This is a genomic window from Coralloluteibacterium thermophilum (genome assembly GCF_042654365.1).
Classification (GTDB): domain Bacteria; phylum Pseudomonadota; class Gammaproteobacteria; order Xanthomonadales; family Xanthomonadaceae; genus Coralloluteibacterium; species Coralloluteibacterium thermophilum.
The window spans coordinates 27,513-54,429 of sequence record NZ_JBHSGG010000048.1; the positions used below are offsets into that span (position 1 = coordinate 27,513).

Annotated in this window: 25 protein-coding genes and 2 pseudogenes; 10 read left to right on the top strand and 17 right to left on the bottom strand. The window is 73.1% G+C overall.

Features of this window, described 5'->3' with window-relative positions; all coding sequences use genetic code 11:
• Positions 1-2 precede the first annotated feature (2 nt).
• Positions 3-1,571, bottom strand: a complete 1,569-nt coding sequence (locus ACFO3Q_RS15800) for a TerC family protein (RefSeq protein WP_377005673.1) — start codon at positions 1,569-1,571, stop codon at positions 3-5.
• A gap of 246 nt (positions 1,572-1,817) precedes the next feature.
• Between ACFO3Q_RS15800 and ACFO3Q_RS15805 the strand changes: the two genes are divergently transcribed.
• Both ACFO3Q_RS15805 and ACFO3Q_RS15810 read left to right on the top strand, forming a co-directional pair.
• The gene (locus ACFO3Q_RS15805; RefSeq protein ID WP_377005675.1) at positions 1,818-2,810 is read left to right on the top strand and encodes an isoaspartyl peptidase/L-asparaginase family protein; all 993 of its coding nucleotides are present in this window, start codon (positions 1,818-1,820) and stop codon (positions 2,808-2,810) included.
• Positions 2,811-2,977: 167 nt separating this feature from the next.
• On the top strand, positions 2,978-3,682 hold the full coding sequence (locus tag ACFO3Q_RS15810; protein WP_377005678.1) for a LysM peptidoglycan-binding domain-containing protein: 705 nt from the start codon (positions 2,978-2,980) through the stop codon (positions 3,680-3,682).
• Between the two features lie 431 nt (positions 3,683-4,113).
• Here ACFO3Q_RS15810 and ACFO3Q_RS15815 read toward each other — a convergent pair whose 3' ends face one another.
• The 3 genes and pseudogenes from ACFO3Q_RS15815 to ACFO3Q_RS15825 all read right to left on the bottom strand — a co-directional run bounded on the left by ACFO3Q_RS15815 (position 4,114) and on the right by ACFO3Q_RS15825 (position 6,377).
• The gene (locus ACFO3Q_RS15815; protein WP_377005680.1) at positions 4,114-4,500 is read right to left on the bottom strand and encodes a hypothetical protein; all 387 of its coding nucleotides are present in this window, start codon (positions 4,498-4,500) and stop codon (positions 4,114-4,116) included.
• 119 nt (positions 4,501-4,619) lie between these two features.
• Positions 4,620-5,620 (bottom strand): annotated as a pseudogene (locus ACFO3Q_RS15820) (TIGR00266 family protein).
• Between the two features lie 73 nt (positions 5,621-5,693).
• Complete coding sequence (locus tag ACFO3Q_RS15825; protein ID WP_377005682.1) at positions 5,694-6,377, bottom strand: DUF533 domain-containing protein; 684 nt, start codon at positions 6,375-6,377, stop codon at positions 5,694-5,696.
• 170 nt (positions 6,378-6,547) lie between these two features.
• Between ACFO3Q_RS15825 and gcvPB the strand changes: the two genes are divergently transcribed.
• The 5 genes from gcvPB to ACFO3Q_RS15850 all read left to right on the top strand — a co-directional run bounded on the left by gcvPB (position 6,548) and on the right by ACFO3Q_RS15850 (position 10,655).
• Positions 6,548-8,002: an aminomethyl-transferring glycine dehydrogenase subunit GcvPB gene (gcvPB, locus tag ACFO3Q_RS15830; protein ID WP_377005684.1), complete on the top strand. Its 1,455-nt coding sequence runs from the start codon at positions 6,548-6,550 to the stop codon at positions 8,000-8,002.
• A gap of 4 nt (positions 8,003-8,006) precedes the next feature.
• Positions 8,007-8,393: a diacylglycerol kinase gene (locus ACFO3Q_RS15835; RefSeq protein WP_377005686.1), complete on the top strand. Its 387-nt coding sequence runs from the start codon at positions 8,007-8,009 to the stop codon at positions 8,391-8,393.
• Positions 8,394-8,458: 65 nt separating this feature from the next.
• Positions 8,459-9,373 (top strand): prolipoprotein diacylglyceryl transferase, encoded by a 915-nt coding sequence (gene lgt / locus ACFO3Q_RS15840; protein ID WP_377005688.1) that lies wholly within the window; start codon positions 8,459-8,461, stop codon positions 9,371-9,373.
• Positions 9,373-10,167, top strand: a complete 795-nt coding sequence (locus tag ACFO3Q_RS15845) for a thymidylate synthase (RefSeq protein ID WP_377005690.1) — start codon at positions 9,373-9,375, stop codon at positions 10,165-10,167. The genes lgt and ACFO3Q_RS15845 overlap by 1 nt, the downstream gene beginning before the upstream one ends.
• Positions 10,168-10,175: 8 nt before the next feature.
• A complete protein-coding gene (locus ACFO3Q_RS15850; RefSeq protein ID WP_377005793.1) occupies positions 10,176-10,655 on the top strand; it encodes a dihydrofolate reductase in 480 nt (159 codons plus the stop codon).
• Positions 10,656-10,688: 33 nt separating this feature from the next.
• Here the strand turns inward: ACFO3Q_RS15850 and ACFO3Q_RS15855 are convergent.
• The 6 genes and pseudogenes from ACFO3Q_RS15855 to lptD form a co-directional block, all read right to left on the bottom strand.
• Positions 10,689-11,504 (bottom strand): annotated as a pseudogene (locus ACFO3Q_RS15855) (symmetrical bis(5'-nucleosyl)-tetraphosphatase); the annotation flags it as partial.
• On the bottom strand, positions 11,504-11,884 hold the full coding sequence (apaG, locus tag ACFO3Q_RS15860; RefSeq protein ID WP_377005693.1) for a Co2+/Mg2+ efflux protein ApaG: 381 nt from the start codon (positions 11,882-11,884) through the stop codon (positions 11,504-11,506). The gene apaG and the pseudogene ACFO3Q_RS15855, both read right to left, overlap by 1 nt.
• A gap of 31 nt (positions 11,885-11,915) precedes the next feature.
• On the bottom strand, positions 11,916-12,707 hold the full coding sequence (rsmA, locus tag ACFO3Q_RS15865) for a 16S rRNA (adenine(1518)-N(6)/adenine(1519)-N(6))-dimethyltransferase RsmA (RefSeq protein WP_377005695.1): 792 nt from the start codon (positions 12,705-12,707) through the stop codon (positions 11,916-11,918).
• A 250-nt stretch (positions 12,708-12,957) separates the two neighbouring features.
• Positions 12,958-13,944 (bottom strand): 4-hydroxythreonine-4-phosphate dehydrogenase PdxA, encoded by a 987-nt coding sequence (gene pdxA / locus ACFO3Q_RS15870; RefSeq protein WP_377005698.1) that lies wholly within the window; start codon positions 13,942-13,944, stop codon positions 12,958-12,960.
• Positions 13,945-13,957: 13 nt separating this feature from the next.
• A complete protein-coding gene (locus ACFO3Q_RS15875) occupies positions 13,958-15,277 on the bottom strand; it encodes a peptidylprolyl isomerase (protein WP_377005700.1) in 1,320 nt (439 codons plus the stop codon).
• 50 nt (positions 15,278-15,327) lie between these two features.
• Positions 15,328-17,640 (bottom strand): LPS assembly protein LptD, encoded by a 2,313-nt coding sequence (gene lptD / locus ACFO3Q_RS15880; protein WP_377005702.1) that lies wholly within the window; start codon positions 17,638-17,640, stop codon positions 15,328-15,330.
• Positions 17,641-17,755: 115 nt separating this feature from the next.
• Between lptD and msrB the strand changes: the two genes are divergently transcribed.
• Entirely contained in the window at positions 17,756-18,151 is a 396-nt protein-coding gene (msrB, locus tag ACFO3Q_RS15885; protein ID WP_377005704.1) for a peptide-methionine (R)-S-oxide reductase MsrB, read from the top strand.
• 19 nt (positions 18,152-18,170) lie between these two features.
• Here the strand turns inward: msrB and ACFO3Q_RS15890 are convergent, their stop codons facing one another.
• Genes ACFO3Q_RS15890 through ACFO3Q_RS15900 form a run of 3 tightly spaced genes read right to left on the bottom strand, consistent with a single transcriptional unit; the run spans position 18,171 to position 20,265 of the window.
• A complete protein-coding gene (locus ACFO3Q_RS15890) occupies positions 18,171-19,091 on the bottom strand; it encodes a histone deacetylase family protein (RefSeq protein WP_377005706.1) in 921 nt (306 codons plus the stop codon).
• Positions 19,088-19,648 carry a cob(I)yrinic acid a,c-diamide adenosyltransferase gene (locus tag ACFO3Q_RS15895; RefSeq protein ID WP_377005709.1) on the bottom strand — a complete coding sequence of 187 codons (561 nt, stop codon included), beginning with the start codon at positions 19,646-19,648 and terminating at the stop codon, positions 19,088-19,090. The genes ACFO3Q_RS15890 and ACFO3Q_RS15895 overlap by 4 nt, the downstream gene beginning before the upstream one ends.
• Positions 19,649-19,662: 14 nt before the next feature.
• A complete protein-coding gene (locus tag ACFO3Q_RS15900) occupies positions 19,663-20,265 on the bottom strand; it encodes a DUF6580 family putative transport protein (RefSeq protein WP_377005711.1) in 603 nt (200 codons plus the stop codon).
• Between the two features lie 83 nt (positions 20,266-20,348).
• On the opposite strand from ACFO3Q_RS15900, the gene ubiH reads away from it, so the two are divergent.
• Both ubiH and ACFO3Q_RS15910 read left to right on the top strand, forming a co-directional pair.
• Positions 20,349-21,563, top strand: a complete 1,215-nt coding sequence (gene ubiH / locus ACFO3Q_RS15905; RefSeq protein ID WP_377005713.1) for a 2-octaprenyl-6-methoxyphenyl hydroxylase — start codon at positions 20,349-20,351, stop codon at positions 21,561-21,563.
• Positions 21,560-22,756, top strand: coding sequence for an FAD-dependent oxidoreductase (locus tag ACFO3Q_RS15910; RefSeq protein ID WP_377005715.1), 1,197 nt, complete (start codon positions 21,560-21,562; stop codon positions 22,754-22,756). The genes ubiH and ACFO3Q_RS15910 overlap by 4 nt, the downstream gene beginning before the upstream one ends.
• Positions 22,757-22,832: 76 nt before the next feature.
• On the opposite strand, the gene rlmM is transcribed toward ACFO3Q_RS15910, so the two are convergent.
• From rlmM to ACFO3Q_RS15930, 4 genes are all read right to left on the bottom strand, one after another.
• Complete coding sequence (gene rlmM / locus ACFO3Q_RS15915) at positions 22,833-23,897, bottom strand: 23S rRNA (cytidine(2498)-2'-O)-methyltransferase RlmM (RefSeq protein ID WP_377005717.1); 1,065 nt, start codon at positions 23,895-23,897, stop codon at positions 22,833-22,835.
• 24 nt (positions 23,898-23,921) lie between these two features.
• Positions 23,922-24,482, bottom strand: coding sequence for a nucleoside deaminase (locus ACFO3Q_RS15920; protein WP_377005719.1), 561 nt, complete (start codon positions 24,480-24,482; stop codon positions 23,922-23,924).
• Complete coding sequence (locus ACFO3Q_RS15925) at positions 24,482-24,763, bottom strand: hypothetical protein (protein ID WP_377005796.1); 282 nt, start codon at positions 24,761-24,763, stop codon at positions 24,482-24,484. Before ACFO3Q_RS15925 ends, ACFO3Q_RS15920 begins: the two co-directional genes overlap by 1 nt.
• Before the next feature lie 221 nt (positions 24,764-24,984).
• The gene (locus ACFO3Q_RS15930; protein WP_377005721.1) at positions 24,985-26,703 is read right to left on the bottom strand and encodes a glutamine--tRNA ligase/YqeY domain fusion protein; all 1,719 of its coding nucleotides are present in this window, start codon (positions 26,701-26,703) and stop codon (positions 24,985-24,987) included.
• Positions 26,704-26,917: the final 214 nt, after the last annotated feature.

Sequence of the window (26,917 nt, forward strand, 5' to 3'; positions counted from 1 at the left end):
CGTCAGCTCCTCCCCATCGCGGGCTGCAGGGGCGCGGCGCGCACCTCGACGACGCGCGGCCCCTGCATCTGCGTGACCTCCAGGCGCCAGCCGTCGTGCTCGATGGCGTCGCCCGTCTCCGGCACGCGGTCGAGGTGGTAGATCAGCAGGCCCGCCAGCGTGTTGTACTCGGCATCGACATCGAGCCCGAAGCCTAGCAGGTGCGCCGCGGCGGAGGCGGGCATGCCGCCGTCGAGGCGCCAGCCGCCGCCCTCCTCGCGCGTGGCGATGCGGTCGGGATCGCGGGTGTCGGCGAGGTCGCCGACGATCGCGGCGAGCACGTCGCTGGCTGTGACCACGCCCTCGACGCTGCCGTACTCGTCGAGCACCAGGGCCATGGGAATGGGGTGCCGCTTGAGGTCCTGCAGGACGCGCAGCGCGCTCGCGCCCTCGTGCACCACGAGCGGCGCGGCCACCGCCCCCGCGAGGTCGAGGTCGCCGCCGTCCAGGAGCTGGCGGAGCAGGGTGCGCGCCTCGACCACGCCCTCGAAGCGGTCGAGTTCGCCGTGCGCGACCGGCAGGCGGCTGTGCGGCGCGGCCCGCAGTGCGGCGATGAGGTCCTCGCGCGGGTCGTCGAGGTCGAGCCAGACGATGTCCGGGCGCGGCGTCATCAGCCACTCCACCGGCTTGTCGGCGAAACCGAGCACGTTGTAGACCATGGCGCGCTCGGTCGCCTCGAAGGCGGGCGCCTGGTCCGCCTCTGCGGGCGTCCCGCCGGCCTCGCGCTCCGGCGCCGTCGCCTCGACGGCGCCGCCGCCACCGCCGCCGAGCAGCTTGAGGACCGCCTCGGCGGTGCGCTCGCGCATGGGCCGCGCGGCCGCGCGCTTCTCGCGGTTGCGCAGCGCCAGCTGGTTGAACGCCTCGATCAGGACGGAGAAGCCGATCGCGGCGTACAGGTAGCCCTTGGGCAGGTGGAAGCCGAAGCCCTCCGCCAGCAGGCTCATGCCGATCATCAGCAGGAAGCCCAGGCACAGCATCACCACCGTCGGGTGGGCGTTGACGAAGCGGGTCAACGGCTTGCTCGCGATGATCATCACCGTCATCGCCACGACCACCGCGATGTACATGATCGACAGGTGCTCGACCATGCCGACCGCGGTGATGACCGAGTCCAGCGAGAACACCGCGTCCAGCACCACGATCTGCGTCACCACCACGCCGAAGCTCGCGAAGCCTGCGCTGGCGCGGCCGTGGTCGCCGCCTTCGAGACGCGCATGCAGCTCCATGGTCGCCTTGGCGAGCAGGAAGGCGCCGCCCATGATGAGGATGAGGTCCCGGCCCGAGAACGCGTGGTCGAACACCGCGAACAGCGGGTCGGTCAGGTGCATGATCCAGGACAGGAAGGCCAGCAGGACCAGGCGCATCGCCAGCGCCAGCGACAGGCCGATGATGCGGGCGCGGTCGCGCTGCTCCGGGGGCAGCTTGTCGGCCAGGATGGCGATGAAGACCAGGTTGTCGATGCCGAGGATGATCTCGAGCACGATCAGCGTGGCCAGGCCCATCCAGGCGGTGGGATCTGCGATCCAGTCCATGGCTCAGCGAGGATGCGCGGCCGTCCGGCACGCGCGCGTGAGGCGGCAGCGGCCGGCCGCGCGGCGGGCGGCTGCGGAAAGGGGGAGGGGAGGGCGCCGGCGGGGCGCGGATGCGGCGGAGGGACGCGGCGGACCTGGAGGTTCCGCTTGCGCCGGATCCGGATCGGAAGCGGGCATGCCCACAAGCATACGCGAAGCCGTCGGGCGGCCGTTATCCTCGGCGGTCCGTTCCGCTGGAAGCCGCCCATGTCCCGACTCCTCGTCCTGTTCGCCGCCGCGCTCGCGGCCGCCTCCGTCGCCGCCGCCGAGCGCCCGGTCGCGCTGGCCATCCACGGTGGCGCCGGAACGATGTCCCGCGAGGCGCTGACGCCCGAGGCGGAAGCGGCGATCCGCGCCGACCTCGACCGTGCGCTGGATGCCGGCCACGCCGTCCTCGCCCGCGGCGGCAGCGCCCTGGACGCGGTGGAAGCCGCGGTCACCATCCTCGAGGACTCGCCGCACTTCAACGCCGGCCGCGGGTCGGTGTTCACCGCGGACGGCCGCAACGAGCTCGACGCCTCGATCATGGACGGCGCCACCCTGGACGCCGGTGCGGTCGCCGGACTGCGGCGGGTGAAGAACCCGCTGTCGCTGGCGCGCGCGGTGATGGAGAAGTCCCCGCACGTGATGCTGATCGGCGAGGGCGCCGAGGCCTTCGGCGAGAGCGTCGGCACGACCTTCGTGGATCCGTCCTACTTCCGCACCGAGGAGCGCTGGCGCCAGCTCGAGGCGGCGCAGGAGAAGGCGCGCACCCAGGCCCACGTGCCGCTGCCGGCCAGCGCCTACTTCGGCACGGTCGGCGCGGTGGCCCTGGACGCCGAGGGCCGGCTGGCGGCGGCGACCTCCACCGGCGGCATGACCAACAAGCGCTGGGGCCGGGTCGGCGACGCGCCGGTCATCGGTGCCGGCACCTACGCCAACGCGCACTGCGCGGTCTCGGCCACCGGCTGGGGCGAGTACTTCATCCGCCTGGCCGTGGCCCACGACATCTGCGCGCGCGCGGAGTACCTCGGCGTGAGCGTGGCCGACGCCGCCGACGAGGTGGTGATGCGCCGCGTGTCCGCGCTCGGCGGCGACGGCGGCGTGATCACGCTGGACGCGCAGGGGCGCGTCGGCCTGCCGTTCAACACCAGCGGCATGTACCGCGGCTGGGTGGCCGCGGACGGCAGCCGCGGCACCGCGATCTTCCGGGAGGAGTAGGCGCCGCCCGGCGGGCGCGTCCGGGGCATGGGGCCCGGGCGCGTTGCGCCTGCGCTCCTAGGGTACGCCCCGGGTTTCGCTGCGCCGGAGGGCGGCCGAGACTGCCCGCATCGTCCTTCCCGGGACATGAAGCGCGGACCGGTTTCCGCGCACATGCGGAGAGCACCGTGACCGCCATCTCGTCCGTTTCCAACGCCACCGTCGCGCCCGCGCAGGACGCCGGACGCACCCACCACATCAGCTGGGGCGACACCCTGTCGCAGATCGCCCGCGACAACGGGACGACCGTCGCGGCGCTGATGGCGGCCAACCCGCAGATCAAGAACCCCGACCTGATCTACGCCGGCGACACCCTGGTCATCCCGTCGGGCGGTGGCGGTGGCGGCGGTACCGGCGGCAGCGCCGGCGTGTCCGGCGCGGGCGCGGTCTCCACGACCGGCGGCGCCAACGGCAACAACGCCGCCGACATCGCGCGGCAGTTCATCGGGCGCAACGCCGGCGAGCTCAAGCACAGCGACGAGCTGCCCATGCAGAGCTGGGTGCCGAACAACGTCAACTGCGCCAACTTCGTCTCGGCGGTGCTGCAGAAGGCCGGCATGATCGACGCCAGCCAGGCCAGCGCCTCCGTCGCCCAGCTCAACAGCAACCTGCGCGGCGCCGGCTGGACCGAGGTCTCGCTGCAGAACGCGCAGCCCGGCGACGTGGTGGTCATGAAGAACAGCCGCCAGTCGCACGTGGTGCTGTTCGCGGGCTTCGACGGCAACGGCAAGCCGCAGTTCATCGGCTCGAACAACGTGAACCCCGACGGCTCCCAGCGCATCAGCTGGGGCGGCGCGTCCGGCGACTACCGCATCCTGACCCCGCCGCGCTGAGCGCGTCTCGGGGAGTGAGCAGGAACGGGGCGTCGATGCCCGTTCCTTCTGCCCGCTCACCCCACTTCTAACGTCCACCCCGGCTTCAGCGCCCATCCCGGTCGCGGGGTGGCGCTGCGTCGTCGTGCCGGGTATAGGCCGCGTCGCCGTACCGGCAGGCGCGACAGAGCGCCGCGCGTCCCGCCTGCCCCGGCACCGCATGCCCGCGCATGCCAGATCGACGAGCCGGCGCGAGGTCCTGCGTCTCCGGGGCCGTGCGATGCGGATGGAAGCGCACGCCATCGTCGGCGCGCGTGGCGCGTTGGCTGCGCCCGCAGGCTCCTTGAGCGGACGTGGGCGAGGAGCGAGGGATCAGGAGTGGGGGACGCAGGGAAGCGCGAAGGCCCAGGCCCGTGCTCGTCCCCCGCTCCTCTTCGGTCGCGCCTGCGCTCTCAGAAGCCGAACAGCGCGCGCGGCGCCGCATGTTCCTGCGGCCAGTCCAGCCAGATGACGTCGGTGGGGCCGACGGCGTGGTCGACGACGGTCCAGGTGTCGGCGTCCTTGCGCAGCAGGGCGACGTAGGCGTCGGAGATGCCGCCCTCGGCGGCCGCCTCGGCGTACGGAGTGTTCTCGAGCGTCAGCGGGCCGCCGTCGATGCCGCGCATCTTGCCCAGCAGGAACACCCACGGGCCCAGCCGGTCGAGCGTCTCGACCTCGATCTGGATGACTTGGTCGAGGTCCTGCTCCGCCGGCGCCTTGGCGATGCCGACGAGGGTGTCGAACTCGGCGTCGCCGGGCCGGATCGGTTGCGGGGTGGTCTGGGCGAAGGTGACGTTCATGACGGTTCCTAGGACGAGTGCGGTCAGCAGGCGAAGAAGGGCAGGGCGAGGCATGGCGGCTCCCGGGGGCGGCTCGGCGGCACCATCGCAGGCCGGTGCTTAGTGCAGGGTGACGGGCGTCAGAAGCCGCGGTCGCCGCCGAGCATATCGCCGAGTCCGCCCAGGACCGAGCCCTCGCCGCGGCGCTGGCCTCCGCCCTGCGGCGCGGCCATGAACATCCGGCCCGCCAGCCGCGAGAACGGCAGCGACTGCAGCCAGACCCGGCCGGGGCCGGTCAGCGTCGCGAGGAAGATGCCCTCGCCCCCGAACAGCATCGACTTGACGCCGCCGACGCTGCGGACGTCCATGTCGACGCCGTCGGTGTAGGCCACCACGCAGCCGGTATCCACGTCGAGTCGCTCCCCCGCGCGCAGCTCGCGCTCGACCACGGTGCCGCCCGCGTGCACGAACACCAGGCCGTCGCCTTCCAGTTTCTGCATGACGAAGCCCTCGCCGCCGAACAGCGCGGTGAGGACCTTGCGCTGGAAGTGCACGCCGATGGAGACGCCCCGGGCGGCGCACAGGAAGCTGTCCTTCTGGCAGATCACGCGTCCACCGAAGTTGGCGAGGGTCAGCGGCACGATGGTGCCCGGGTAGGGCGCGGCGAAGGCGACCCGGGCCTTGCCCTGGCCCGCGTGGGTGAACACGGTGGTGAACAGGCTTTCGCCGGTGATCACGCGCTTGCCGGCGCCCACCAGCCTGTCGAGGAAGCCGACCCGGCCATCGCGGCCGTCGCCGAAGATGGTCTCCATGCCGATCGCGGGTCCTTGTACATCAGCGCGCCGGCCTCGGCGACCGCGCTCTCGCCCGGGTCGAGCTCGATCTCGACGAACTGCATGTCCTGTCCGTAGACGGTGTACTCGACGACGTCGCTGCGCTGCACGACCGACAGCGGCGGCGGCGCGGTGGCCGCGGGAAGCGCTTCGCCGGTCAGCTCGGCGCAGGCGGCGATCGGCACCCACTCGGCGAAGCCGGCCCGCCAGCAGTGGCCGGCCGGGTTGGCGCGGGCGCGTGCGGCCGCCGCGGCCTGGTCCAGCGGACCCTCCTGGCGGCCGTCGTAGCTCAGGTACCACTGGTGCATGCGGATCGTTCCTGCGGGAAGGGGAGCGGCGTCCAGATGCGCGCGCGCCGTGCCGCGGCGCGCGTGCGGGAAGTCAGGCCGGCGGCGGCAGGTCGAGCTGGGCGTGGATCGCCGCGCGGGTCTCCGGCGCCAGGCCGACGCCCTCCGCCAGCCGATCGAGCCAGGCGCGCTCCGCCGCGGTGTCCACGCGGATCGCCACGAGCGCCGCCGCGTACAGGTCCGGACCGAGGCCGTCGCGTGCGGTGGCCAGCAGGCGCTCCAGGGGCAGCGGGTGGTCGAGTTCGCGTTCGAGCACGGCGAGCGTGTCCGTGTCGAGGCCGGCGTCGCGCGCGCGGCCGAGGATGGCCGCGCGTTCCTCGCTGTCGATCAGGCCGTCCGCGTGCGCGGCGGCGATCATCGCGCGCACGAGCGTCAGTGCGTCCTGCTGCGCGGGCGTGGGCGCGGCGCCGGTCGGGCGTGGCGGCGGAGGCGGCGTCGCGCCCGCGCCCGGTGGCGGCGGCGGGACGGTCCCGGGCACCGGCGCGGCCGGGGTCGCTCCCGGCTGCTGCTGCCGGGAGTGCTCCCAGGCCGCGTAGGCCACGCCGAGCAGACCGACGCCGACCGCCGCCTTGTTCAGGCCCTTGCCGCCGCCGAGCAGGCCGCCCAGCGCCCCCGCGCCGCGCGGGGCGTGACGGTGCTTGCCGCCGTGCTTGCGGCCGTAGCCGCCGCCGAGGGCGTCGCCGAACATCTGGCCGAGAAGGCGCTGGGGATCGAACACGGGCGGTCTCCGGAAGGCCGGCAGGGGGCCGGTGCCCGCACCGCCCGCTGGCGGTGCGGCGGCACCATGCCTGAAGCCGCGTTTCCTTTTCGTAATCCGCGGAGGCGGGCGCGCCTGTGGCAAAATCCCGCGTTCATCCCGGCCCGCGGGCCACGAAAGAACGACCGCCCATGCTGATCTTCGAGCAGTCCCAGCCCGGCCGCAGCGCCGCCGCCCAGCGTCCCGCCGGCGCCGATGTCGCCGACCTCCCGGAGCGCTTCCGCCGGACCTCGCCGATCGGCCTGCCCGAGGTCTCGGAGCTGCAGGCGGTGCGCCACTTCACCAACCTCAGCCGCAAGAACTTCTCCATCGACACGAACTTCTACCCGCTGGGTTCGTGCACGATGAAGTACAACCCGCGCGCCTGCCATTCGCTGGCGATGCTCGACGGCTTCCTCGGCCGGCACCCGTACGCGCCGGACACGCTGTCGCAGGGCTTCCTGGCCTGCATGTACGAGCTGCAGGAGATCCTCGCGGACGTCACCGGCATGAAGGGCGGGGTCTCGCTGGCGCCGATGGCCGGCGCGCAGGGCGAGTTCGCCGGCGTCGCCATGATCATGGCCTACCACCGCCAGCGCGGCGATCTGGAGCGCACCGAGATCATCGTCCCCGATGCGGCGCACGGCACCAATCCGGCGACGGCGGTGATGTGCGGCTGCACCGTGCGCGAGATCCCGACCCAGGACGACGGCGACATCGACGTCGAGGCGCTGAAGCAGGTCCTGGGCCCGAAGACGGCCGGCATCATGCTGACCAACCCCTCGACCATCGGCGTGTTCGAGCGCCGCATCGTCGAGATCGCCCGGCTCGTGCACGACGCCGGCGGCCTGCTGTACTACGACGGCGCCAACCTCAACGCCATCCTCGGCAAGGTGCGGCCGGGCGACATGGGCTTCGACGCCATCCACATGAACCTGCACAAGACCTTCTCGACGCCGCACGGCGGCGGCGGTCCGGGCGCGGGCGCGGTGGGGGTCTCGGAGCGCCTGCGCGCGTTCCTGCCGGTACCGCAGGTCGTGAAGGAGGGCGAGGGCTACCGTCTGGTGGACCGGAAGGAGCGTCCCTCGAGCATCGGGCGACTGTCCACCTTCGCCGGCAATGCCGGCGTGCTGCTGCGCGCCTACGTCTACGCGCGCATGCTCGGCCGCGAGGGCATGCGCCGCGTCGCCGAGTACGCCACGCTCAACGCCAACTACCTCGCCAGGCGCCTGGCCGAGAAGGGCTTCGATCTCGCCTATCCCGAGCGCCGCGCGAGCCACGAGTTCATCGTCACCGTGCAGAAGCAGAAGAAGGCCAACGGCGTCACCGCCCTGGACTTCTCCAAGGGGCTGCTGGACTACGGCATCCACGCGCCGACCAACTACTTCCCGCTGCTGGTCCCCGAGTGCCTGCTGATCGAGCCGACGGAGACCGAGAGCAAGGAAGTGCTCGACGGCTTCGTCGAGGTCATGGGCGAGCTGCTGGAGAAGGCCCGGACCGAGCCCGAGTGGATGAAGTCCGCGCCCTACACCACGCCGGTGCGGCGCCTGGACGACGTCAAGGCCGCGAAGGACCTCGACATCGCCTACCGGCCGCAGCAGGGCTGATGCCATGGGCGACGGCCGCGTCAGCCACCTGCCGCGCGGCCCGCGCGGCGTCTGGCGGGCGTTCCTCTGGTCGCTGAAGGGCCTGGGCGCCGCATGGCGCTGCGAGTCGTCGTTCCGGCTCGAGGTCTACGTCTCGGCCGTCCTCGTGCCGCTGGGCCTGTGGCTGGGGGCCGACGGCGTCGAGCGGGCGCTGCTGGTGGGTTCCCTGCTGCTGGTGATGGCCGCCGAGCTGCTGAACTCCTCCATCGAGGCGCTGATCGAGCGCTACGGCGCCGAACGCCACGAGCTGGCGGGACGCGCCAAGGACATGGGCTCGGCCGCGGTGTTCGTGCTGATGCTCAACGTCGCCCTGGTCTGGGCGCTGCTGCTCGGCCCGCGCTACCTCTGGTGACGCGCGGTGGCCCGGGGGCGACCGCCTCGGGCAGAATGCCCGCTTTCCGCCGGCTGACCTGACGCATGGTCCATCTCCACCAGATCGATCCCATCGCCGTGTCGGCGGGACCGTTCGAACTTTTCGGCACCAGCATCGGCCCGCTGTCGATCCACTGGTACGGCCTGATGTACCTGGCGGCCTTCGCGACCGCCTGGTTCCTCGGGCGCCGCCGCATCGACGCCGGCCGGCTGCCGGGGGTGACGCGCGACGGCCTCGGCGACCTCGCCTTCGCGGGCATGCTGGGCGTGGTGCTCGGGGGGCGCATCGGCTACGTCCTGTTCTACGACTTCGCCGCCTTCCTGGCCGATCCGCTGATGCTGCTGCGCGTGTGGCAGGGCGGCATGAGCTTCCACGGCGGCCTGCTGGGCGTGCTGATCGCGGCGGCCTGGTGGTCGCGCCGGCAGAGGCTGCACTTCTTCGACACCATGGACTTCGTCGCGCCGCTGGTGCCGGCGGGGCTGGGCTTCGGCCGCCTGGGCAACTACATCGGCGGCGAGCTCTGGGGCAAGTACACCGGCGGCGGCTGGGGCGTGGTGTTCCCACACGATCCCAACCTGCCGGCGCACGCGGCCGAGCAGTTGCGCACGCTGCACGCCAGCGGCGCCCTGGACAGCTTCGCGCGCCACCCCTCGCAGCTCTACCAGGCGGCGCTGGAGGGGCTGGCCATGTTCCTCGTCCTGTGGTGGTTCTCCAGCCGTCCGCGGCCGCGCTACGCGGTGTCGGGGCTGTTCGCGCTGCTCTACGGCGTGTTCCGTTTCGCGGTGGAGTTCGTGCGCGAGCCCGATGCCCACATCGGCTACCTGGCGTGGGGCTGGCTTACCATGGGCCAGGTGCTGAGCCTGCCGCTGGTCGCCATCGGCCTGGTGCTGCTGTGGCTGTCGCGGCGCGCGCCGACGCTCGAACCGCGGCCGGCGGCCGCGGCAACGGAGGCGCGCTGATGCGGCAGTACCTGGACCTCCTGCGCCACGTCCTCGACCACGGGACGGAGAAGGGCGACCGCACCGGGACCGGCACCCGTTCCGTGTTCGGCTGGCAGATGCGCTTCGACCTGCGCGAGGGTTTCCCGCTGGTCACGACGAAGAAGCTGCACCTGCGCTCGATCGTCCACGAACTGCTGTGGTTCCTGAAGGGCGACACCAACGTCGCCTACCTCCGCGACAACAAGGTCACGATCTGGGACGAGTGGGCGGACGCCAACGGCGACCTGGGGCCGGTCTACGGCCACCAGTGGCGCAGCTGGACCGGGGCCGACGGCCGGACCATCGACCAGATGCGCTGGGTGGTCGAGGAGATCCGCCGCAATCCGGACTCGCGGCGCCTGGTCGTCTCCGCCTGGAACGTGGCCGACCTGCCGAAGATGGCGCTGATGCCCTGCCACGCGCTGTTCCAGTTCTACGTCGCGGAGGGGCGGCTGTCCTGCCAGCTCTACCAGCGCTCCGGCGACATCTTCCTCGGGGTGCCGTTCAACATCGCCAGTTACGCGCTGCTGACCCACATGGTCGCGCAGGCCTGCGATCTCGAGGTCGGCGACTTCGTGCACACCCTCGGCGACGCGCACCTGTACTCCAACCACCTGGAGCAGGCGCGCGAGCAGCTCGCCCGCAGCCCGCGGCCGCTGCCGACCCTGCGCCTGAATCCGGACGTGCGAGACCTGTTCGCCTTCGGCTTCGACGACATCGAGATCGTCGGCTACGACCCGCACCCCGCGATCCGGGCGCCGGTGGCGGTGTGAGCGCGCGACTGGCGCTGGTCGCCGCACTCGACCGCCGGCGCGCCATCGGCCGCGGCAACGCGCTGCCGTGGCAGCTCCCGGACGATCTGCGGCGCTTCAAGGCGCTGACCCTCGGGCACCCGGTGCTGATGGGGCGGAAGACCGCCGAGTCCCTGGGCCGCGCGCTGCCCGGGCGGGAGAACCTCGTGCTGACCCGGAGCGGCCGCGTCCCGTTCGACGGCATGCGCGCGGTCGCGTCCGTCGACGCGGCGCTGCGGGCCGCGGGCTCCGGCACGCTGATGGTGATCGGCGGCGGCGACGTGTTCGCGCAGACCCTGCCGCAGGCGACGCATCTGCATCTCACGCACGTCGATACCGTGGTGGACGGGGCGGACGCCTTCTTTCCCGCGTTCGACGTCGCGGCGTGGCGCGTGGTCGCGCGCGAGGCGCATCCGGCGGACGCGCGGCACGCCTTCCCCTTCGAGTACGTGGACTACGTGCGGCCCTGAGGGCGCCGATGCGGCGGCTCAGCCGCCCCGGGGATCCCGGCCCGGCACCTGCACGACGCGGCGCTCCTCGCCGTCCAGGCGCAGCGCGGTCAGCGGGCCGCCCCAGACGCAGCCGGTGTCGAGCGCATGGACGCCCATGCCCATCTGCAGGCCGAGTGCGGACCAGTGGCCGCAGACGATGGGAAGGTCGCGCTCGACGCGGCCCGGCGCTTCGAACCAGGGATAGAGGCCCGCGGGCTGGGTGCCCGGCGGCCCCTTGGCCTCGAAGGCGATGCGTCCGCCGGGCGTGCAGTAGCGCATGCGGCTGAACACGTTGATGATCGCCCGCCAGCGGTCGCCGCCCGCGAGCCGGGGGTTCCAGGCCGGACGGTCGCCGTAGAGGTTGCGCAGCAGCTTGCCGTACGCCGGATGGCGCAGGCGCTCCTCGACCTCGGCCGCGAAGCCGCGCGCCGCGTCGATCGTCCACTGCGGCAGGATCCCGGCGTGCACCATCGCGAAGCCCAGCTCGCGATCGACGTGCATCAGCGGCTGCAGGCGCAGCCAGTCGAGGAGGACGTCGCGGTCCTCGGCGAAGAGGATGCGGCGCAGGTCCGGGTTGACCTTCTGCTGCTCCTCCGGCCGGCGCTGGCCGATGGCCAGCAGCGACAGGTCGTGGTTGCCGAGCACGACGGTGCAGGCGTCGCGGATCCCGTGGACGAAGCGCAGCGTCTCCAGCGACTGCTGGCCGCGGTTGACCAGGTCGCCGCACAGCCACAGGCGGTCGCGCGCCGGATCGAACGCGATCTTCTCGAGCAGTCGCTGCAGCGGGTCGTAGCAGCCCTGGAGGTCTCCGATCGCCCAGATCGCCATCAGTGGAGAGTTCTGGGGACCGAGAGGGTGAACGCGGGGATCGGCGCCTGGAACTCGGTGCCGTCGTCCGCGCGCATGGCGTAGCTGCCGCGCATGGTGCCCACCGCGGTCTCCAGCACCGCGCCGGAGGTGTACTGGAAGTCGTCGCCGGGACGCAGCCACGGCTGCTCGCCGACCACGCCCTCGCCCCGCACCTCCTGCACCTTGCCGTTGGCGTCGGTGATGACCCAGTGGCGGCCGACGAGCTGCGCGGCCTGGGGCCCGGCGTTGCGGATGGTGATCGTGTACGCGAACACGTAGCGATCGTCCTCGGGCGCCGACTGGTCGTCGAGGAAACGGGTCGCCACCGCGATCTCGATCGGGGGTACGGAATCACTCATGGCGGGCATTGTACGCAAGGCGACCGTCGCGTCAGCGCGATGCGGCGAGGTGGTTGGCGAGCGCGACGAAGCCGCCGACGGGCACCGTCTCGGCACGCGCGCCCGGATCGATCCCGGCGGCGGCGATCGCGTCCGCGTCGCAGATCGGCATGAGCGCGTTGCGCAGGGTCTTCCGCCGCTGCCCGAAGGCGGCGCGCACCACGTTGGCGAACAGGCGCCCGTCCTCGATGCCGATCTCCGCGTCGGCGCGCGGAACCAGGCGCACCACCGCAGAATCGACCTTCGGCGGTGGCCGGAACGCGCCCGGCGGCACGCGGATCAGCGGCGCGACCGCGCAGACCGCCTGGAGCATCACGCTCAGGCGGCCGTAGACCTTGGAGCCGGGGGCGGCGCCCATCCGGTCCACCACTTCCTTCTGCAGCATGAAGTGCATGTCCTGCACGACCGCGCGGTGCGCGAGCACGTGGAAGAGGATGGGGGAGGAGAGGTTGTAGGGCAGGTTCCCGACCAGGCGGATGCGACCGCCGCCCGCGAGTGCGGTCAGGTCCACGTCGAGCACGTCCGCGTGGACGACCTCCAGCTCGCCGACGCCCGCCGCCGCGGCGCGCAGCGGCTCGATCAGGTCGCGGTCGAACTCGATCGCGGTCAGGCTGCCGTGGCGCTCCAGCAGCGGGAAGGTGATGGCGCCCGCGCCCGGGCCGATCTCGACGAGGCGATCGCCCGGCTGCGGCGAGACCGCCTGCACGATCTTCGAGACGATGCCGGGGTCGTGGAGGAAGTGCTGGCCGAGGGCCTTCTTGGTGCGGTGGTCGGAAAGTGCCATGGGGAGCCTGTCGCGCCGCCTCGGCGGTCGCATGAGGCCGGCAAGAGTAAAGGTGCGTGGCGTGTGGGTCGAGGGAAGGGGCTCAGGGCATGGGGCACGGGGCACGGGGCATTGAGGCGCTGGCGCTCGGAACGGGCGCGCGCCTGCGCGGACGCGGGGAGGTCGGGAAACGGCGCGTGTCGGGCGGAGGAGAGAGACATGAGGAGAGGGGAGGAGGAGCGTGCACTCGCTTCCCGCGCCTCTTCACTCATTACCTTTCCTGGGCTCCTCGGGTTGCCAGGCGGAGGCAGAGGCGGTCGGCCGCCTCCAGGCTGGAGACATCGGCGCGGCCGCTGCCGGCGAGATCGAGGGCGGTGCCGTGATCGACCGCGACGCGCGGGTAGGGCAGCCCGAGTGTGATGTTCACCGCGCGCTCGAAGCCGGAGAACTTGAGCACGGGCAGCCCCTGGTCGTGGTACATGGCCAGCACGGCGTCGCAGTGCGCGAGGCGATGCGGCAGGAAGGCCGTGTCGGCCGGCAGCGGGCCCTCCAGCCGCAGGCCCTCCGCGCGCAGGGCCGCCATTGCCGGGGCGATGACGTCGAGCTCCTCGCGTCCCAGGCGGCCGTCCTCGCCCGCGTGGGGGTTCAGGCCCAGGACCGCGATGCGTGGCGCCGCGATGCCGAACTGTTCGCGCAGGGCCGCGTGCAGGATGCGCAGCGTGCGGGTCAGCAGGCCCGCGTCGATGGCGTCGGCGACCGCACGCAACGGCAGGTGCGTGGTGGCGAGGGCGACGCGCAGCTCGGGCGCGCCGACGGTCGCGAGCATCATCACCACCTCGCGGCCGGCGTGCGCGGCCAGCAGCTCGGTCGTGCCCACGTAGTCGATGCCGCCGGCGTTGATGACGGCCTTGTGCGTCGGCCCGGTGACCATGCCGTCGAGGCGCCCGTGCAGGCAGGCGTCGGCCGCGGCGGCGAGCGCCCCGACCACGGCGCCGGCGTTGCGCGGGTCGGGCTCGCCGAAGCGGACCGGCACGGCCTGCGGAACCGGCTGCACCGCGAGTTCGCCGGCGGTACGGGCGACGGCTTCCGGCGCCCGGATGCGCAGGGGCAGTCCGAGCGCCTCCGCCGCGGCGAGCAGGGTGTCGGGATCGCAGTAGGCGACCAGGTCGTGGTCGCGCGGCGCCTGCACGAGGCGCACGCAGAGCTCCGGCCCGACGCCGGCCGGCTCCCCGGGGACGAGGGCGAGCCGCGGCGTCATGCGGGCGCCTCGGTCAGGAGGCGTCGCCGGTGCCGTTCGTCTCGCCCGGGCGCGGCAGGCGGGACTCGACGTAGGCCTCGCCGCGGAGCTGGCGCAGGAAGCGCTCGTACTCCTCCTCGGCCTTGCGGCGGCCGATGGCCTCGCGGACCTGGTTGCGGCGCAGCTCGTCGGTGACGTCCTGCTCGCGGCTGCCCAGGCGCTGGATCAGGTGCCAGCCGACGTCGCTCTGGAACGGCTGCGAGACCTCGTTGTCGGCCAGCGTCCCCAGCTGCGCGGCGACCGCGCCGCCCCAGGCATTGGCCTCGAACCAGCCCATGTCGCCGCCCTGGGCGCGGGTGGAGGCATCCTCGGAGACCTCGCGCGCGACCGCGCCGAAGTCCTCGCCCGCCTCGATGCGTGCCCGCGCCGCCTGGATGCGCTGCAGCGCCTGCTCGGGCGAGACCACCTCGGTGGTGCGGATCAGGATGCCGCGGGCGTTGTACTGCGTGGCCACCTGGCGCTCGGCCTGGCGCCGCTCGGCGACGTGCAGGAGGGTGAGGCCACTGGGGCCGCGGATCGGCTCGCTCACGTCGCCCGGCTGCATCTCCCGCAGCAGGTTGGAGAACAGCGGCGGCACCTCGTCGTAGCTGCGCCAGCCGAGATCGCCGCCCTCGAGGGCGTTCGGGCCATCGGAGTAGCGTGCGGCCGCGGCCGCGAAGTCCATCTCGCCGCTGTCGAGCAGCTGCTTGATGCCGTCGGCCTTGGTCTGGGCGGTCTGGACCTGCTCGGGCGTCGCCCCGTCCGGGATCGCCACCAGGATGTTGGCGATGCGCACCTGCTCGCCGCTGGCGGCGGCGCCGTTCTCGATGGCGTTGTTCACCTCGGCGTCGCTGACCTGCACGCGGCTGCGGGCCAGCTGCTGCTGCAGGCGCTGGACCGTCAGCTCGTCGCGCAGGCTGCGGCGGAACTCCTCGTAGGAGAGCCCCTCGGCCGCCAGGCGGCTGCGGAAGTCGTCCGGCGTCATGCGGTTCTGCTGCATGACCGCCATGGTCGCCTGCTCCAGCTCGGCATCGCTGACGCGGATGCCGGAATCGGTCGCGCGCGCGACCTGCAGCTTGAGCATGACGAGGCGGTCGAGGACCTGGCGGCGGAGGACGTCCTCCGGCGGCAGGACGCCCGGCTGGTCGCCGTACTGCGCGCGGATGTTGGCGACCGCGCGCTCGAGCTCGCTCCGCAGGATGACGTCCTCGTCGACGACGGCGACGATGCCGTCGATGGGCTGCTGCTGCGCCTGCACGGGCAGGGCGAAGGCGACGGCCAGGAGGGCGGGAAGCAGGCGGTGGAAATGCGTCATGAACGAAGACCGGAATGTGCGGGGCCGCGGCCGGCGCGCGGCGCGGCCCGTCAGCGGGTGTAACCGAGAATACTACGCGTCAGGAGATCGTCAGTCTTGCGCCCGAATGAACCGAGCCCCTTGAGCTCCAGCTCGAAGTAGATGGCGTTGCCCTTCTCGGCGTTGTCGAGGTTCCCGGTGTAGCGCCCGCGCAGGTAGTGGCGTCCCAGCACCCGCACCGCCATGCAGCAGCTCTGCCATTCGACGCCGGCGGTCGCGTCCAGGGTCGACTGGTCCGGCAGGGAGTAGGCCCAGCGCCCGACCAGGCGCCACGACGGCGAGAGCGGGTAGACCGCCGAGATGTCCGTCTGCTCGAGGAGGTCGCGGCGGTAGCGGTAGGCGGCGTTGACCAGGCCGCCGTTCTCGAAGTCGTACCGGATCCGGTAGGTGTTCAGCTGGGTGCGCTCGCTCGCCGGGTCCCACTGGTAGGAACTGCCGAAGGACCAGCGGTCGCTCACGGCGACGTTGGCGTCGACCACGTAGAACGAGCCGCTGTCGTTGAGCACGGTCGCGGGCGACGTCGGCGGGATGCGCGGCGGATCGAAGTAGTTGATCCGGCCCACGGCCAGCGAGCCGAGTTCGCGTCCGCTGCCGGGCTCGAACAGCCGGGTGGTCACCGCGGCAGCCAGCTGGTTCGCGTCGGCCTGCCGGTCGGCGCCCGAGAAGCGGTTGTCGCGGAACAGCTGCGGGAAGCTGAACAGCAGGTCGCGGGTGTCGAAGATCGGGATGTCGCTGTGGTCGCGATAGGGCACCCGAAGGTAGAACAGGCGCGGTTCCAGCGTGTTGATCAGCGAGCGGCCGAACCACTCGACGTCGCGGTCGAAGAACAGGCCGCCGTCGACGCTGTAGATCGGCACCGACCGGCTGGGGCTGGTGTCGCCCCCCGGGCGCACCGGGGCGTCGAGCTCGTACTGCGTGTGGCGGTAGGCGACCTGCGGCGCGAGGAACCACCAGGAGCCTGCGAAGTCCGCGCGCAGGTAGGGCTTGAGGTCGAGGCGCGAGCCCTCGCTGCGGATGTCGTGGCGGAAGCCGACCGCCTCGCTGCGCAGGCCAACCGTGAGGTAGTCGCCCAGGGGCCTGTCGTAGTTGAAGCGAAGCCGCGGCAGCTCCATGAAGGGCTCCGCGCTGTCCGCGATCAGCGCATCGGTGATCTGCCAGTCGCGCGCCTCGATCGAGGTCGTCCAGTAGCGGCCCCGTCCGTACAGCCCGACGTTGCTTTCGAGGAAGGCGCGCTCGCGATCGGCGGTGGTGACGCTGAAGTCCTCGAAGTAGCGGGGATCGCTGACCCTGTGCACGTTCGCAAGGCCGTACCACTGCTGGTTGAAGACCGTCCGGTGCCCGATCCGGTATTCGTAGCGGTCGCTGCCGCGCAGGGCAGGGTCCCGCGCCTTGTCGTCGCTGGGGAGGTACCAGGCCTCGACCGTGCCGCTGTGGGGGCCGAACAGGTAGCGGAATTCGCTGCCCAGCATCACGCCGCGCCTGCTCATGATGCGCGGGGTCAGGGTCAGGTCGTAGTTCGGCGCCAGGTTGAGGTAGTAGGGCAGGAACAGGTCCAGCCCGAGCTCGTTGTCGTAGCCCACGGTCGGGTACAGGAAGCCGGTCTTGCGCCGGTCGTCGAGCGGGAAGCTGAGCCAGGGTGTGTAGAGCACGGGGACGTTGCCCACCCGCACCGTCACGCCGCGGGCGACGCCCTCGCCTTCGTCCTGGTCGAGGTCGAGGCGGCGCGCGCGCAGTTCCCACTTGCGGTCGACGGGGTCGCAGGTGCTGAACGAGGCACCGTGCAGGGTGCTGAGCACGCCGCGCACGTCCACGGTATCGGCGCCGCCGTTGCCGCGCTGCGAGAGCAGCTGGTAGCGGACCTGGTCGAGGTGGTGCACCTCGAGGCCGGTATTGCCCTCGGCGCGCGTCGCCAGCATGCGCAGGCTCGCGTCCTGGTAGCGGACGTTGCCCTCGGCGAGGTAGTCCTCCTCCTCGTGCACGTAGACGAGCCGGTCGGTTCCCAGCCACTGGGTGCCGCGTTCGAGCTGGACGTCGCCCTCGAAGATGCTGTGCCCGCTCTCCTCGTCGGCCTGGAGGTTGTCGAAGTCGATGATGGTCTCGGACGTCTCCGGGCTGCCCGCGCCGGGACGCACCGGCGCGAACGGCGCGATGGCGTCCGGACCCCGGCAGAACACCCACGGGTCCGGCGACTGCGACGTCACGTAGAGCCCGCCCACCGAGGCCTCGGGCGGCAGGGTGGCCGGCCCGGTCTGCGCGGTTGCGGGGTGGGCGGCCGCGGCGGCGATGCACACCGACAGCAGGCTCAGGCGGGGGATCGTGCGCAAGGCGGGTCCGGCGGGTGGAAAACCGGGCTAGCTTGCCGCAAGGCTTGAACCCCGGCAACGCGGCCCGCAGATCGCAGGCGGGGCGGCGACGGGCCGCGCGAGAGCGGAGCTTGCGGTGGAGAAGATCGAGAAGACCGAGGCGGAATGGCGGGCCGAGCTGAGCCCGGAGCAGTACGCGGTCTGCCGATGCTCGGCGACCGAGCGCGCCTTCACGGGAAAGTACTGGAACCACAAGGCGCCGGGGACCTACCTGTGCGCCGCCTGCGGCGCCGAGCTGTTCGCCTCCGCGGACAAGTACGACTCGGGCAGTGGCTGGCCCAGCTACACCCGGCCGGTCTCGCCCGAGGCCGTCTCGGGCCACGAGGACACCAGCCACGGCATGCGCCGCATCGAGGTCCGCTGCGCCCGCTGCGCGTCGCACCTCGGCCACGTGTTCCCGGACGGGCCGCCGCCCACGGGCCTGCGCTACTGCATCAACTCCGCCGCGCTGGACTTCCGCCCGGCGGAGTGACGACGCCGGCGCGGTCGGCTCAGGCGTCCATCAGCGCCCGGACGTGCGCGACCGCGGACGCGCGCAGCGCGCTCAGGCTGTAGCCGCCTTCCAGGCTGGAGACGATCCGGCCCTGCGCATGCCGCTCGGCCAGGGCCACGAGTTCGCGGGTGAGCCAGTGGTAGTCCTCGACGTCGATGTCGAGGTCGGCCAGCGGATCGAGGCGGTGTGCGTCGAAGCCTGCGGAGACCAGGATCAGCTGCGGGCGGGCATCGTCCAGCGCGGGCAGCAGGATCTCGGTCCAGGCCTTGCGGAATCCCGCCCCGTCGGTGCCCGCCGCGAGCGGCACGTTGACGAGGTTGCCGACGCCGCGCTCGTGGCGGAAGCCGGTGTCCGGGTACAGCGCCGCCTGATGGCTGGAGAGGTAGAAGACGCGCGGGTCGCGCTCGAAAATGGCCTGGGTGCCGTTCCCGTGGTGCACGTCGAAGTCGACCACGGCGACCCGCTCCAGGCCGTGGGCCTCGACCGCGTGGGCCGCGGCGACCGCCACCGAGTTGAACAGGCAGAAGCCCATGGCGATGTCCGCGGTGGCGTGGTGGCCGGGCGGCCGCACCGCGCAGAAGGCGCGCGGCTCGCGGCCGCGGAGCGCGCCGTCCACCGCCGCAACGCCGGCCCCCGCCGCGCGCAGGGCCGCCTCCGCGGAGTGCGCGTTCATGACCGTGTCCGAGTCCAGGCGGCGGGCGCCGACCGTCGGCACGTCGAGGATCTCGGCGATCAGTTCGGGCGCGTGCACCCGCGCAAGCTGGCTCCGGAGCGCCTGCGGCGCCTCCCGCCAGTCGAGGTCGCGGACGGCGCCGCGCAGGCTGTCGATCACCGCGCCGAGGCGCTCCGGGCATTCCGGGTGGCCGCGCCCCGGGCTGTGCTGGAGGCAGGCGGGATGGGTGTAGACGGGGAGGCTCACCGGCGTCGCTCCTGTCCGAGTGCCGGATCCCACAGCACCTCGCCGCCGGCGCCGCGCGCCAGCACGCGCGCCAGCACGAACAGCAGGTCGGACAGCCGGTTGACGAAGCGCAGCGCCTCCGGCCGCAGGGGCTGGCCCCGTCCCAGCGCGACCATCGCCCGCTCGGCGCGCCGGGCCGCGGCGCGGGCGACATGGCAGTACGCGGCCGCCGCGCCGCCGCCGGGCAGCACGAATTCGCGGAGCGGGGGCAGGGAGGCGTTCATGCGCGCGAGTTCGCGCTCCAGCCAGACCGCGTCGGCGTCCTGGAGGGCGGCATGCCCGGGCACGGCGAGTTCGGCGCCGAGGTCGAACAGCGCGTGCTGGAGGGCGACGAGCAGGGCCCGCGCCTCCTCGGGAACGGGCTGGGCGAGGACCACGCCGAGCGCGCAGTTCGCCTCGTCGACCGCGCCGATGGCCTCGATCCGCCGGCTGTCCTTGGGCACCCGCGTGCCGTCGCCGAGCCCGGTGGTGCCGTCGTCGCCGGTCCGGGTCGTGATGCGGCTGAGGCGGTGGCCCACCGGCGACCGGCTCCTCAGGCCGTCTGCGGGCGCAGCGGCGGCAGGGCGCGCCGCAGCAGCGCGAAGCCGCCGAACAGCAGGGCGCTGTAGAACAGCGTGCCGGCCAGCGTCCACTTCAGGAACGGCAGTGCCGCCACGTAGCACGGGCCGATCCCGGCGACGCAGGGCTCGCCGGGACGCGCGCCGAGCCAGGCCACCGCGTTGCTCGCGAAGAAGAACACCAGCGCGCTCGCGACGCCCGCCCCCAGCACCCGCCGTGCGCTCGCCCGGCCGCGCAGCGCGAAGCCGGGCAGGCCCGCGAGCAGGGTGCTGGCGTAGATGCCGAGCGCCAGCGGGCTGAGCATGTACTCGGCGTACAGCGCGGTGTCCGCGGTCCAGCCGAGCCCGAGCGCGCCGCTCGCGAAGCCCAGGGCGATGTCGGACAGGAACAGCGCCAGCAGCGGAACCGCGACCGCCCAGCCGCGATGGGCGAAGTGCGCGGCGCCGAACAGCGCCAGGGCCGCCACCGGCGTGAAGTTCGGCGGGTGCGGCAGCAGGCGGGTCAGCGCGACGGCGACGAGCATCGCGACGAGCACCAGCGGACCTGCGACGGCGGGACGGGAAAGCGCGGCGGGCATGGAGGGCTGAGAGCGGAAACGGCGATGGAGCGAGGATAGCGCAGCTCGGGCGGCGCGCCCGGTCCAGCGCGTATCATCCGCGGATGACCCACGACTTCGCTGACGTCGCGTTCGACGTCCTGATCGTCGGCGGCGGCCTGGTGGGCGCCAGCCTGGCCTGCGCGCTCGACGGGCGCGGCCTGCGGATCGGCCTGGTGGAGGCGGAGCCCGCCGCGGCGCTCGCTGCGCCGCCGCCGACCTTCGACCAGCGCAACCTCGCGCTGGCGGCGGCCTCGGTGGAAATCCTGGAGCGCCTCGGGGTGTGGCCGGCCGTCCGTGGCGGCGGGGCGCCGATCCGCCACATCCACGTCAGCCGGGCCGGCGACTTCGGCGCCGTGCGCCTCGATGCGGAGACCTACGGACGCGCCGACTTCGGCAGGGTCGTGGTGGCGCACGACCTCGGCATCGCGCTCGAGACCCGGCTCGGCCAGCTGCGCGACGTCGTCCGCCTGCGCCCCGCACGCGTGACGGCCGTGCATGCGCCGGCCGACGGATGCCGCACGGTGGAGCTCGAGACCCCCGAGGGCCCGCGGCGGATCGCGACCCGCCTCGTCGTCGGCGCGGACGGCACCCGCAGCGGCGTGCGCGAGGCGCTGGGCATCGGCGTCGAGCGCCACGACTACCGGCAGACCCTGATCGTGTGCAGTGCCGCGGCCGAACGTGCGCCGGACGGGCGCGCGTGGGAGCGGTTCGGGCCCCAGGGGCCGACGGCGCTGCTGCCGCGGCCGGACGGGCGCTATGGCGCAGTCTGCGGCGTCCCCGCGGACGAGGCGGCGCGCATGCTGGCGCTGGACGACGCGGACTACCTCGATGTCCTGCAGTCGCGCGCGGGCTGGCGCGCCGGCCGCCTCACCGCGGTCGGCAGCCGCGTCGGCTATCCGTTGCAGCGCTGCGTCGCGCAGGCGCTGCACGCGCCGCGGGCGGTTCTGGTCGGCAACGCCGCGCAGACCATCCATCCGATCGGCGCCCAGGGCTTCAACCTCGGCCTGCGCGATGCCGTGGCCCTGGCCGCTCGCCTCGCCGGGGGCAGCGACCCGGGCGATGCCGCGCTGCTGGCCACCTACGCCGCGGAGCGGGCCGGTGACCGGAGCCGCACGCTGGCCTTCAGCGACGGTCTGGCGCGGATCACCAGCAATCCTTCGCGCCTGCTCGGTCTGCTCCGTGGCCTCGGCATGCTGGCGGTGGACCTGCTGCCGCCGCTGCGCGACCCGCTGGTCGCCGGGGCCATGGGCTACCGCCCCACGGGAGAACCGGGATGAACGGGCGCGAGATTCTGGATGCCGTCGTCGTCGGTGCCGGCGTCGTCGGTACCAGCGCGGCGCTGGCACTGGCCGACGAGGGCCTGCGGGTCGCGCTCGTGGAGGCGCGGGCGCCGCAGCCGTGGGCGCGCGAGCGGCCCGACCTGCGCGTGTACGCCTTCGCGCCCGACAACGCGGCCCTGCTCGCGCGCCTGGGCGTCTGGGACGCGGTCGCCGGCGCCCGCGTGCAGCCCTATGCGCACATGTGCGTCTGGGACGCCGCCGGCGGCGGCGCGCTGCGCTTCGATGCCGCGGCCCTGGGGCGCGGCGAGCTCGGCTGGATCGTGGAGAACGGCCTGCTGGTGGACCGCCTGTGGGCGCGGCTGCAGCAGGCCGGTGTGCGCGTCCTGTGCCCCGAGCGCGTCGCCGCCATCGCGCAGGACGCGGACGGCGCCACCCTCGCACTGGAAAGCGGGCCCCGCCTGCGCGCACGCCTGGTGGTGGCGGCCGACGGTGCCGGCTCGACCCTGCGCGGGCTGCTGGGGGTGCCGGTGGAGCGGCACGACTACCGCCAGAAGGGCGTGGTCGGCTTCGTGCGGACCGAGGCGCCGCACGCACGGACGGCCTGGCAGCGATTCCTGCCGAGCGGACCTATCGCCTTCCTGCCTTTCCAGGACGCGGCGGGCGACCCACACGTCTGCTCCATCGTCTGGACCCTGCCGGACGCTGAGGCCGACCGCATCGTCGCGCTCGACGACGGGGCCTTCGGCGACGCGGTGACCCGCGCCTTCGGCGCCTGCCTCGGCGCGGTGGTGCCGGTGTCGGCCCGCGCCGCCTTCCCGCTGCAGCGGCAGCTGGCGGCCCGCTACGTGGTGGAGCGCACCGTGCTCTGCGGCGACGCGGCGCACGTGGTGCACCCCCTGGCGGGGCAGGGGGTCAACCTCGGCCTGCGCGACGTGGCGGCCCTGCGCACGAGCGTCGCGGAGAGCCTCGCCCGGGGGAACCCGCCGGGGACGCCGCGCCGCCTCGCGGCCTGGCAGCGCGCGCGCCGCAGCGACGCGACGCTCGCCGCCTGGAGCTTCGACCTCATCAACCGCGGCTTCTCCAACGACCTCCTGCTGCCGACGCTGCTGCGCGGTCCGGCACTCGGCCTCGCCGGGCGCGTTCCCGGCCTGGCCGGCGCGCTCGCGCGCCACGCCGCGGGTCGAGGATGAGTGCCCTGGTCGAGGTGAGTGAAGAGGAGGGAGAAACGAGCGGAGCGGACATGCTCTCTCCACCTCTCGCTCCTGTTCACTCGCTCCTCGAGCGCCGCGCATAGACCGTGATTTCCTCGCGGTCGTGGTACAGCTGCCGCGCCCGGATATCGAGCGGCATGCCGGTGCGCTCGCGCAGCAGGTCGAGGCACAGCACGGTCTCGTCCCAGCGCTTCTTCATCGGCAGCTTGAGGTTGAAGATGGTCTGCCGGCACCAGCCCTCGCGCAGCCAGGTCGCGATGCGGTCGGCCACGCGGCGCGGCTGTTCGACCATGTCGCAGACCATCCACTCCAGCGTCTGCGGCGGCTGCCAGCGGAAGCCGTCGGCGCGCACGTGCTCGATCAGGCCGGTGGCGTGGGCGCTCTCCGCCAGCGGCCCGTTGTCGATGGCCCAGACCCGCAGGTAGCGGCGCGCCAGGATCCAGCTCCAGCCGCCCGGCGCTGCGCCCAGGTCGGCGGCGTACATCCCCGCCTGCAGGCGCCGAGCGCGCTCGTCGGGATCGAGGAGGACGGTGATCGCCTCCTCGAGCTTGGCCGCGGAGCGCGAGGGCGCGTCGCCGTGGATGCGCAGCCGCGGGATGCCCAGCGGCCACGGCGAGGTCGTCTTCGGATCCGCGACGGCCAGCAGCGCATGGTCGCCCGCGAGCAGGCAGACGTGCAGCCGCGGCAGGCGCGCGTCCTCGGCCGGCGCCAGCAGCCCGTGCCTGCGCAGCGCCGGGCGCAGGGCGTTGCCGAAGGCGCGGGCCAGTCCGGAGAGCGGACGCCCCGCCTCCGAGTCGGGATGCTCCACCCAGACGTCGCCGAAGCACAGGCCGCGGTCGGACAGCGCCGCCAGCAGCGGGGTGAGCCGGTCGCGCGGGTCCAGGCCGCGCAGTTCCGCCAGGAGACGCAGCGACTGCCGCGCGAAGACGAGGTCGCGCCAGGGCAGGGCGGCGGCCAGGCCTGCGCCGTCGGCGCCGAGGAGTTGCACGACGCCGCTGTTGCGCTCGGTCTTGGCGTAGGCGCCGAGCCCGGCCTCGGCGGCGCGCGCGGTGTATTCCGCCGCAAGCTCCGGCTCGAAGCCGGCGCGGCAGTAGCCCAGCAGGCCGTCGACGGCGCTCATGCCGGGGCCCGCCGCAGGGAACGCTCAGTAGCGATCGCCGCCGCCCTCGCCATAGGCGCGCAGCACGGCGCGCGCCTCCTCCCGCAGGATGTCGCGGCGCACCGCGATGTCGCGCCGCTCCAGTTCGCCGATCCAGTCGGCGGGAAGCGGGCCCTCGTCGAACTCGGTCAGCGACTCCACGTCCTCGGCGCGCGCGCCGATCAGCAGCTCGTCGATGCCGGCCCAGACCGCGGCGCCGTAGCACATGCAGCAGGGCTGGGAGGAGGTCGCGAGCACGAAGCGGCTGCCGTCGTCGTTGAGGCGCGGGCGCTGCAGGCGCTGTTGCGCCAGCATCCACGCCATCATCTCGGCATGCGCGGCGGAGGTCGTGTGCGGCATCACGCGGTTGACGCCGACCGACACCAGCCGCCCTTCGCCGGTGAACACGGCGGCGCCGAACGGACCGCCGCTGGCGTGCTCGACGTTCATGCGCGACAGCCCGATCGCCAGCGCGACCTTGCTCTCGTCGTCGGGGTAGCGGCGGTCGAGGTCGACCTGCCCATGCACCCAGGCGGGAAGCGTGAGGTGGACCTGCGCGTACAGCATCAGCGCACCACCGGCGTGTCGCCGCCGTCCGCATGGACGTCGGTGCAGGTGTTGTCCACGCAGGTGCAGCCCGCGACGTCGCGGAAGCCGCACACGCTCATCATGCCGCTCTCCGCGCAGGCGGCCTGCACCTGCTCGGGGAAGGTGGGGCTGTCCGCGTTGACGCAGGCGGGGAACTCGCCGCAGCAGTTGCCGACGTTCTTGACCGCGCAGTCGGCATCGGTCTCGCAGCGGGTATCGACCTCGCCGGGCGCCGCGGTCTTGCCGATGCCGCCGAGCATGCGCCCGGCGTCGTCGGCCGCGGTGGGGGCCGGCGCGGGCGCGGCCGGCGCGGCACCGGCGTCGTTGAGCGGGCGGGAGCAGGCGCTCGCCGCGAGCAGGACGATGAGAAGCAGGAACAGGCGCATGCGGGCGGTCCTCGGGAGCATGACGTGCGGGCAAGGGTACCCGCCGCCGGGTCGCGGCGGCGGCATCGCGGGCTGGCCCGCGGGAGCGGGGCGCGCTACTGCTTCTTCGCCCAGGTGTCGCGCAGCGTCACGATGCGGTTGAACACCGGCCGCCGCGGCGAATGGTCGCGGCGGTCGGCGATGAAGAAGCCCAGCCGCTCGAACTGCACGTGCGCCTCGGCCTCCAGGCCCGCGGCCGAGGGCTCCACGTAGCCGCGCACCACGCGCTTGGCCTCGGGGTTGAGGTGCTGGTGGTAGTCGCCGTCGGCATCCGGGTCGGGCACCGAGAACAGGCGGTCGTAGAGGCGGACCTCGGCCTCGACCGCATGGCGCGCGCTGACCCAGTGGATGGTGCCCTTGATCTTGCGGTCGGCGCCGGGCATGCCCGGACGCGTGTCGGCGTCCAGCGTGCAGCGCAGCTCGACCACCGCGTCGCCGTCGGTCACCACCTCCTCGCAGCGCACGATGCCCACGCCGCGCAGGCGCACCTCGCCACCCGGGACCAGGCGGTGGAAGCCCTTCACCGGCTCGCGCATGAAGTCGTCGCGCTCGATCCACAGCGCGTTCGAGAACGGAACCTCGCGGGTGCCGAAGGCCTCGTTCTTGGGGTGGTTGGCGAAGGTCAGCATCTCCGCGTGGTCGTCCGAAAGGTTGGCGATGACCAGCTTCAGCGGATCGACCACCGCCAGCCGGCGCGGCGCCTCGGCGTCCAGCACCTCGCGCGCGGCCTGTTCCAGCAGCGAGAAGTCGGTGACCGAGTTCTGCTTGCTGATGCCCACGCGCTCGGCGAACAGGCGGATGGCGCCGGGCGGGAAACCGCGGCGGCGCAGGCCCTGCAGGGTCGGCATGCGGGGGTCGTCCCAGCCGTCCACGAGGCCTTCCTGCACCAGGGCCATGAGCTTGCGCTTGCTGGTGATGCTGTAGTTCAGCGCCAGGCGGGAGAACTCGATCTGGCGCGGCCGGCCCGCCTGGACCGGCAGCCCCGCGGCGCGCAGCGGCTCCAGCAGCTCGGGGGAGCTGGCGAGATCGACGCGCTCCACCACCCAGTCGTACAGCGGCCGGTGGTCCTCGAACTCCAGGGTGCACAGCGAGTGGGTGATGCCCTCGATGGCGTCCGACAGCGCGTGCGCGTAGTCGTACATCGGGTAGATCGGCCAGGCGTCGCCGGTGTTCTGGTGCGGCACCTTCTTGATGCGGTAGAGCGCCGGGTCGCGCAGGTTGATGTTGCCGCTGGCCATGTCGATCTTCGCGCGCAGGGTGCGCGAGCCGTCCTCGAACTCGCCGGCGCGCATGCGCCGCAGGAGGTCGAGGTTCTCCTCCGGACTGCGGTCGCGGTAGGGCGAGTTGCGGCCGGGCTCGGTGAGCGTGCCGCGGTAGGCGCGCACCTCCTCGGCCGACAGGTCGTCCACGTAGGCGTGGCCGGCGCGCACGAGCTTCTCCGCCGCCAGGTAGAACACCTCGAAGTAGTCCGAGGCATGGCGCAGTTCCGCCCACTCGAAGCCCAGCCAGCGCACGTCCTCCTGGATGGCGCGCACGTACTCCGGCAGTTCCTTGGCCGGGTTGGTGTCGTCGAGGCGCAGGTTGCACAGGCCGCCGAACTCGCGCGCGATGCCGAAGCTCAGGCAGATCGCCTTGGCGTGGCCGATGTGCAGGTAGCCGTTGGGCTCGGGCGGGAAGCGGGTGCGGATGGCGGCGTGGCGCCCTTCCGCGAGGTCGCTGCGGACGATCTGGCGGATGAAGTCCTGGCGCGGGGCGTCCGGGGTGGCGTCGGTCATGCGTGGGTTCTGCTGGCGGGAGCGCGGGGCGCGGGCGGATCGCACAGTTTAGAGCGTCATGCCGCCGAGGTGAGCGTGGGGCGGCCCGGGGGCGTCGGTGCGGATGCGGGGCCGACCCGGTCGCGACGGCGGACAGGTTCAATGCCCATCCAGGCGGTCGCGGAGAAACCCGCACCCACGCCGGCGCGCGTCGAGGGCGGACGGCGCCGGGCGG

Bases quoted from the DNA above. Each gene is read 5' to 3' on its own strand.
- ACFO3Q_RS15800 (WP_377005673.1), bottom strand. From the start codon at position 1,571: ATGGACTGGATCGCAGATCCCACCGCCTGGATGGGCCTGGCCACGCTG.
- ACFO3Q_RS15805 (WP_377005675.1), top strand. From the start codon at position 1,818: ATGTCCCGACTCCTCGTCCTGTTCGCCGCCGCGCTCGCGGCCGCCTCC.
- ACFO3Q_RS15815 (WP_377005680.1), bottom strand. From the start codon at position 4,500: ATGAACGTCACCTTCGCCCAGACCACCCCGCAACCGATCCGGCCCGGC.
- gcvPB (WP_377005684.1), top strand. From the start codon at position 6,548: ATGCTGATCTTCGAGCAGTCCCAGCCCGGCCGCAGCGCCGCCGCCCAG.
- ACFO3Q_RS15835 (WP_377005686.1), top strand. From the start codon at position 8,007: ATGGGCGACGGCCGCGTCAGCCACCTGCCGCGCGGCCCGCGCGGCGTC.
- lgt (WP_377005688.1), top strand. From the start codon at position 8,459: ATGGTCCATCTCCACCAGATCGATCCCATCGCCGTGTCGGCGGGACCG.
- ACFO3Q_RS15845 (WP_377005690.1), top strand. From the start codon at position 9,373: ATGCGGCAGTACCTGGACCTCCTGCGCCACGTCCTCGACCACGGGACG.
- apaG (WP_377005693.1), bottom strand. From the start codon at position 11,884: ATGAGTGATTCCGTACCCCCGATCGAGATCGCGGTGGCGACCCGTTTC.
- rsmA (WP_377005695.1), bottom strand. From the start codon at position 12,707: ATGGCACTTTCCGACCACCGCACCAAGAAGGCCCTCGGCCAGCACTTC.
- pdxA (WP_377005698.1), bottom strand. From the start codon at position 13,944: ATGACGCCGCGGCTCGCCCTCGTCCCCGGGGAGCCGGCCGGCGTCGGG.
- ACFO3Q_RS15875 (WP_377005700.1), bottom strand. From the start codon at position 15,277: ATGACGCATTTCCACCGCCTGCTTCCCGCCCTCCTGGCCGTCGCCTTC.
- ACFO3Q_RS15900 (WP_377005711.1), bottom strand. From the start codon at position 20,265: ATGCCCGCCGCGCTTTCCCGTCCCGCCGTCGCAGGTCCGCTGGTGCTC.
- ubiH (WP_377005713.1), top strand. From the start codon at position 20,349: ATGACCCACGACTTCGCTGACGTCGCGTTCGACGTCCTGATCGTCGGC.
- ACFO3Q_RS15910 (WP_377005715.1), top strand. From the start codon at position 21,560: ATGAACGGGCGCGAGATTCTGGATGCCGTCGTCGTCGGTGCCGGCGTC.
- rlmM (WP_377005717.1), bottom strand. From the start codon at position 23,897: ATGAGCGCCGTCGACGGCCTGCTGGGCTACTGCCGCGCCGGCTTCGAG.
- ACFO3Q_RS15920 (WP_377005719.1), bottom strand. From the start codon at position 24,482: ATGCTGTACGCGCAGGTCCACCTCACGCTTCCCGCCTGGGTGCATGGG.
- ACFO3Q_RS15925 (WP_377005796.1), bottom strand. From the start codon at position 24,763: ATGCTCGGCGGCATCGGCAAGACCGCGGCGCCCGGCGAGGTCGATACC.
- ACFO3Q_RS15930 (WP_377005721.1), bottom strand. From the start codon at position 26,703: ATGACCGACGCCACCCCGGACGCCCCGCGCCAGGACTTCATCCGCCAG.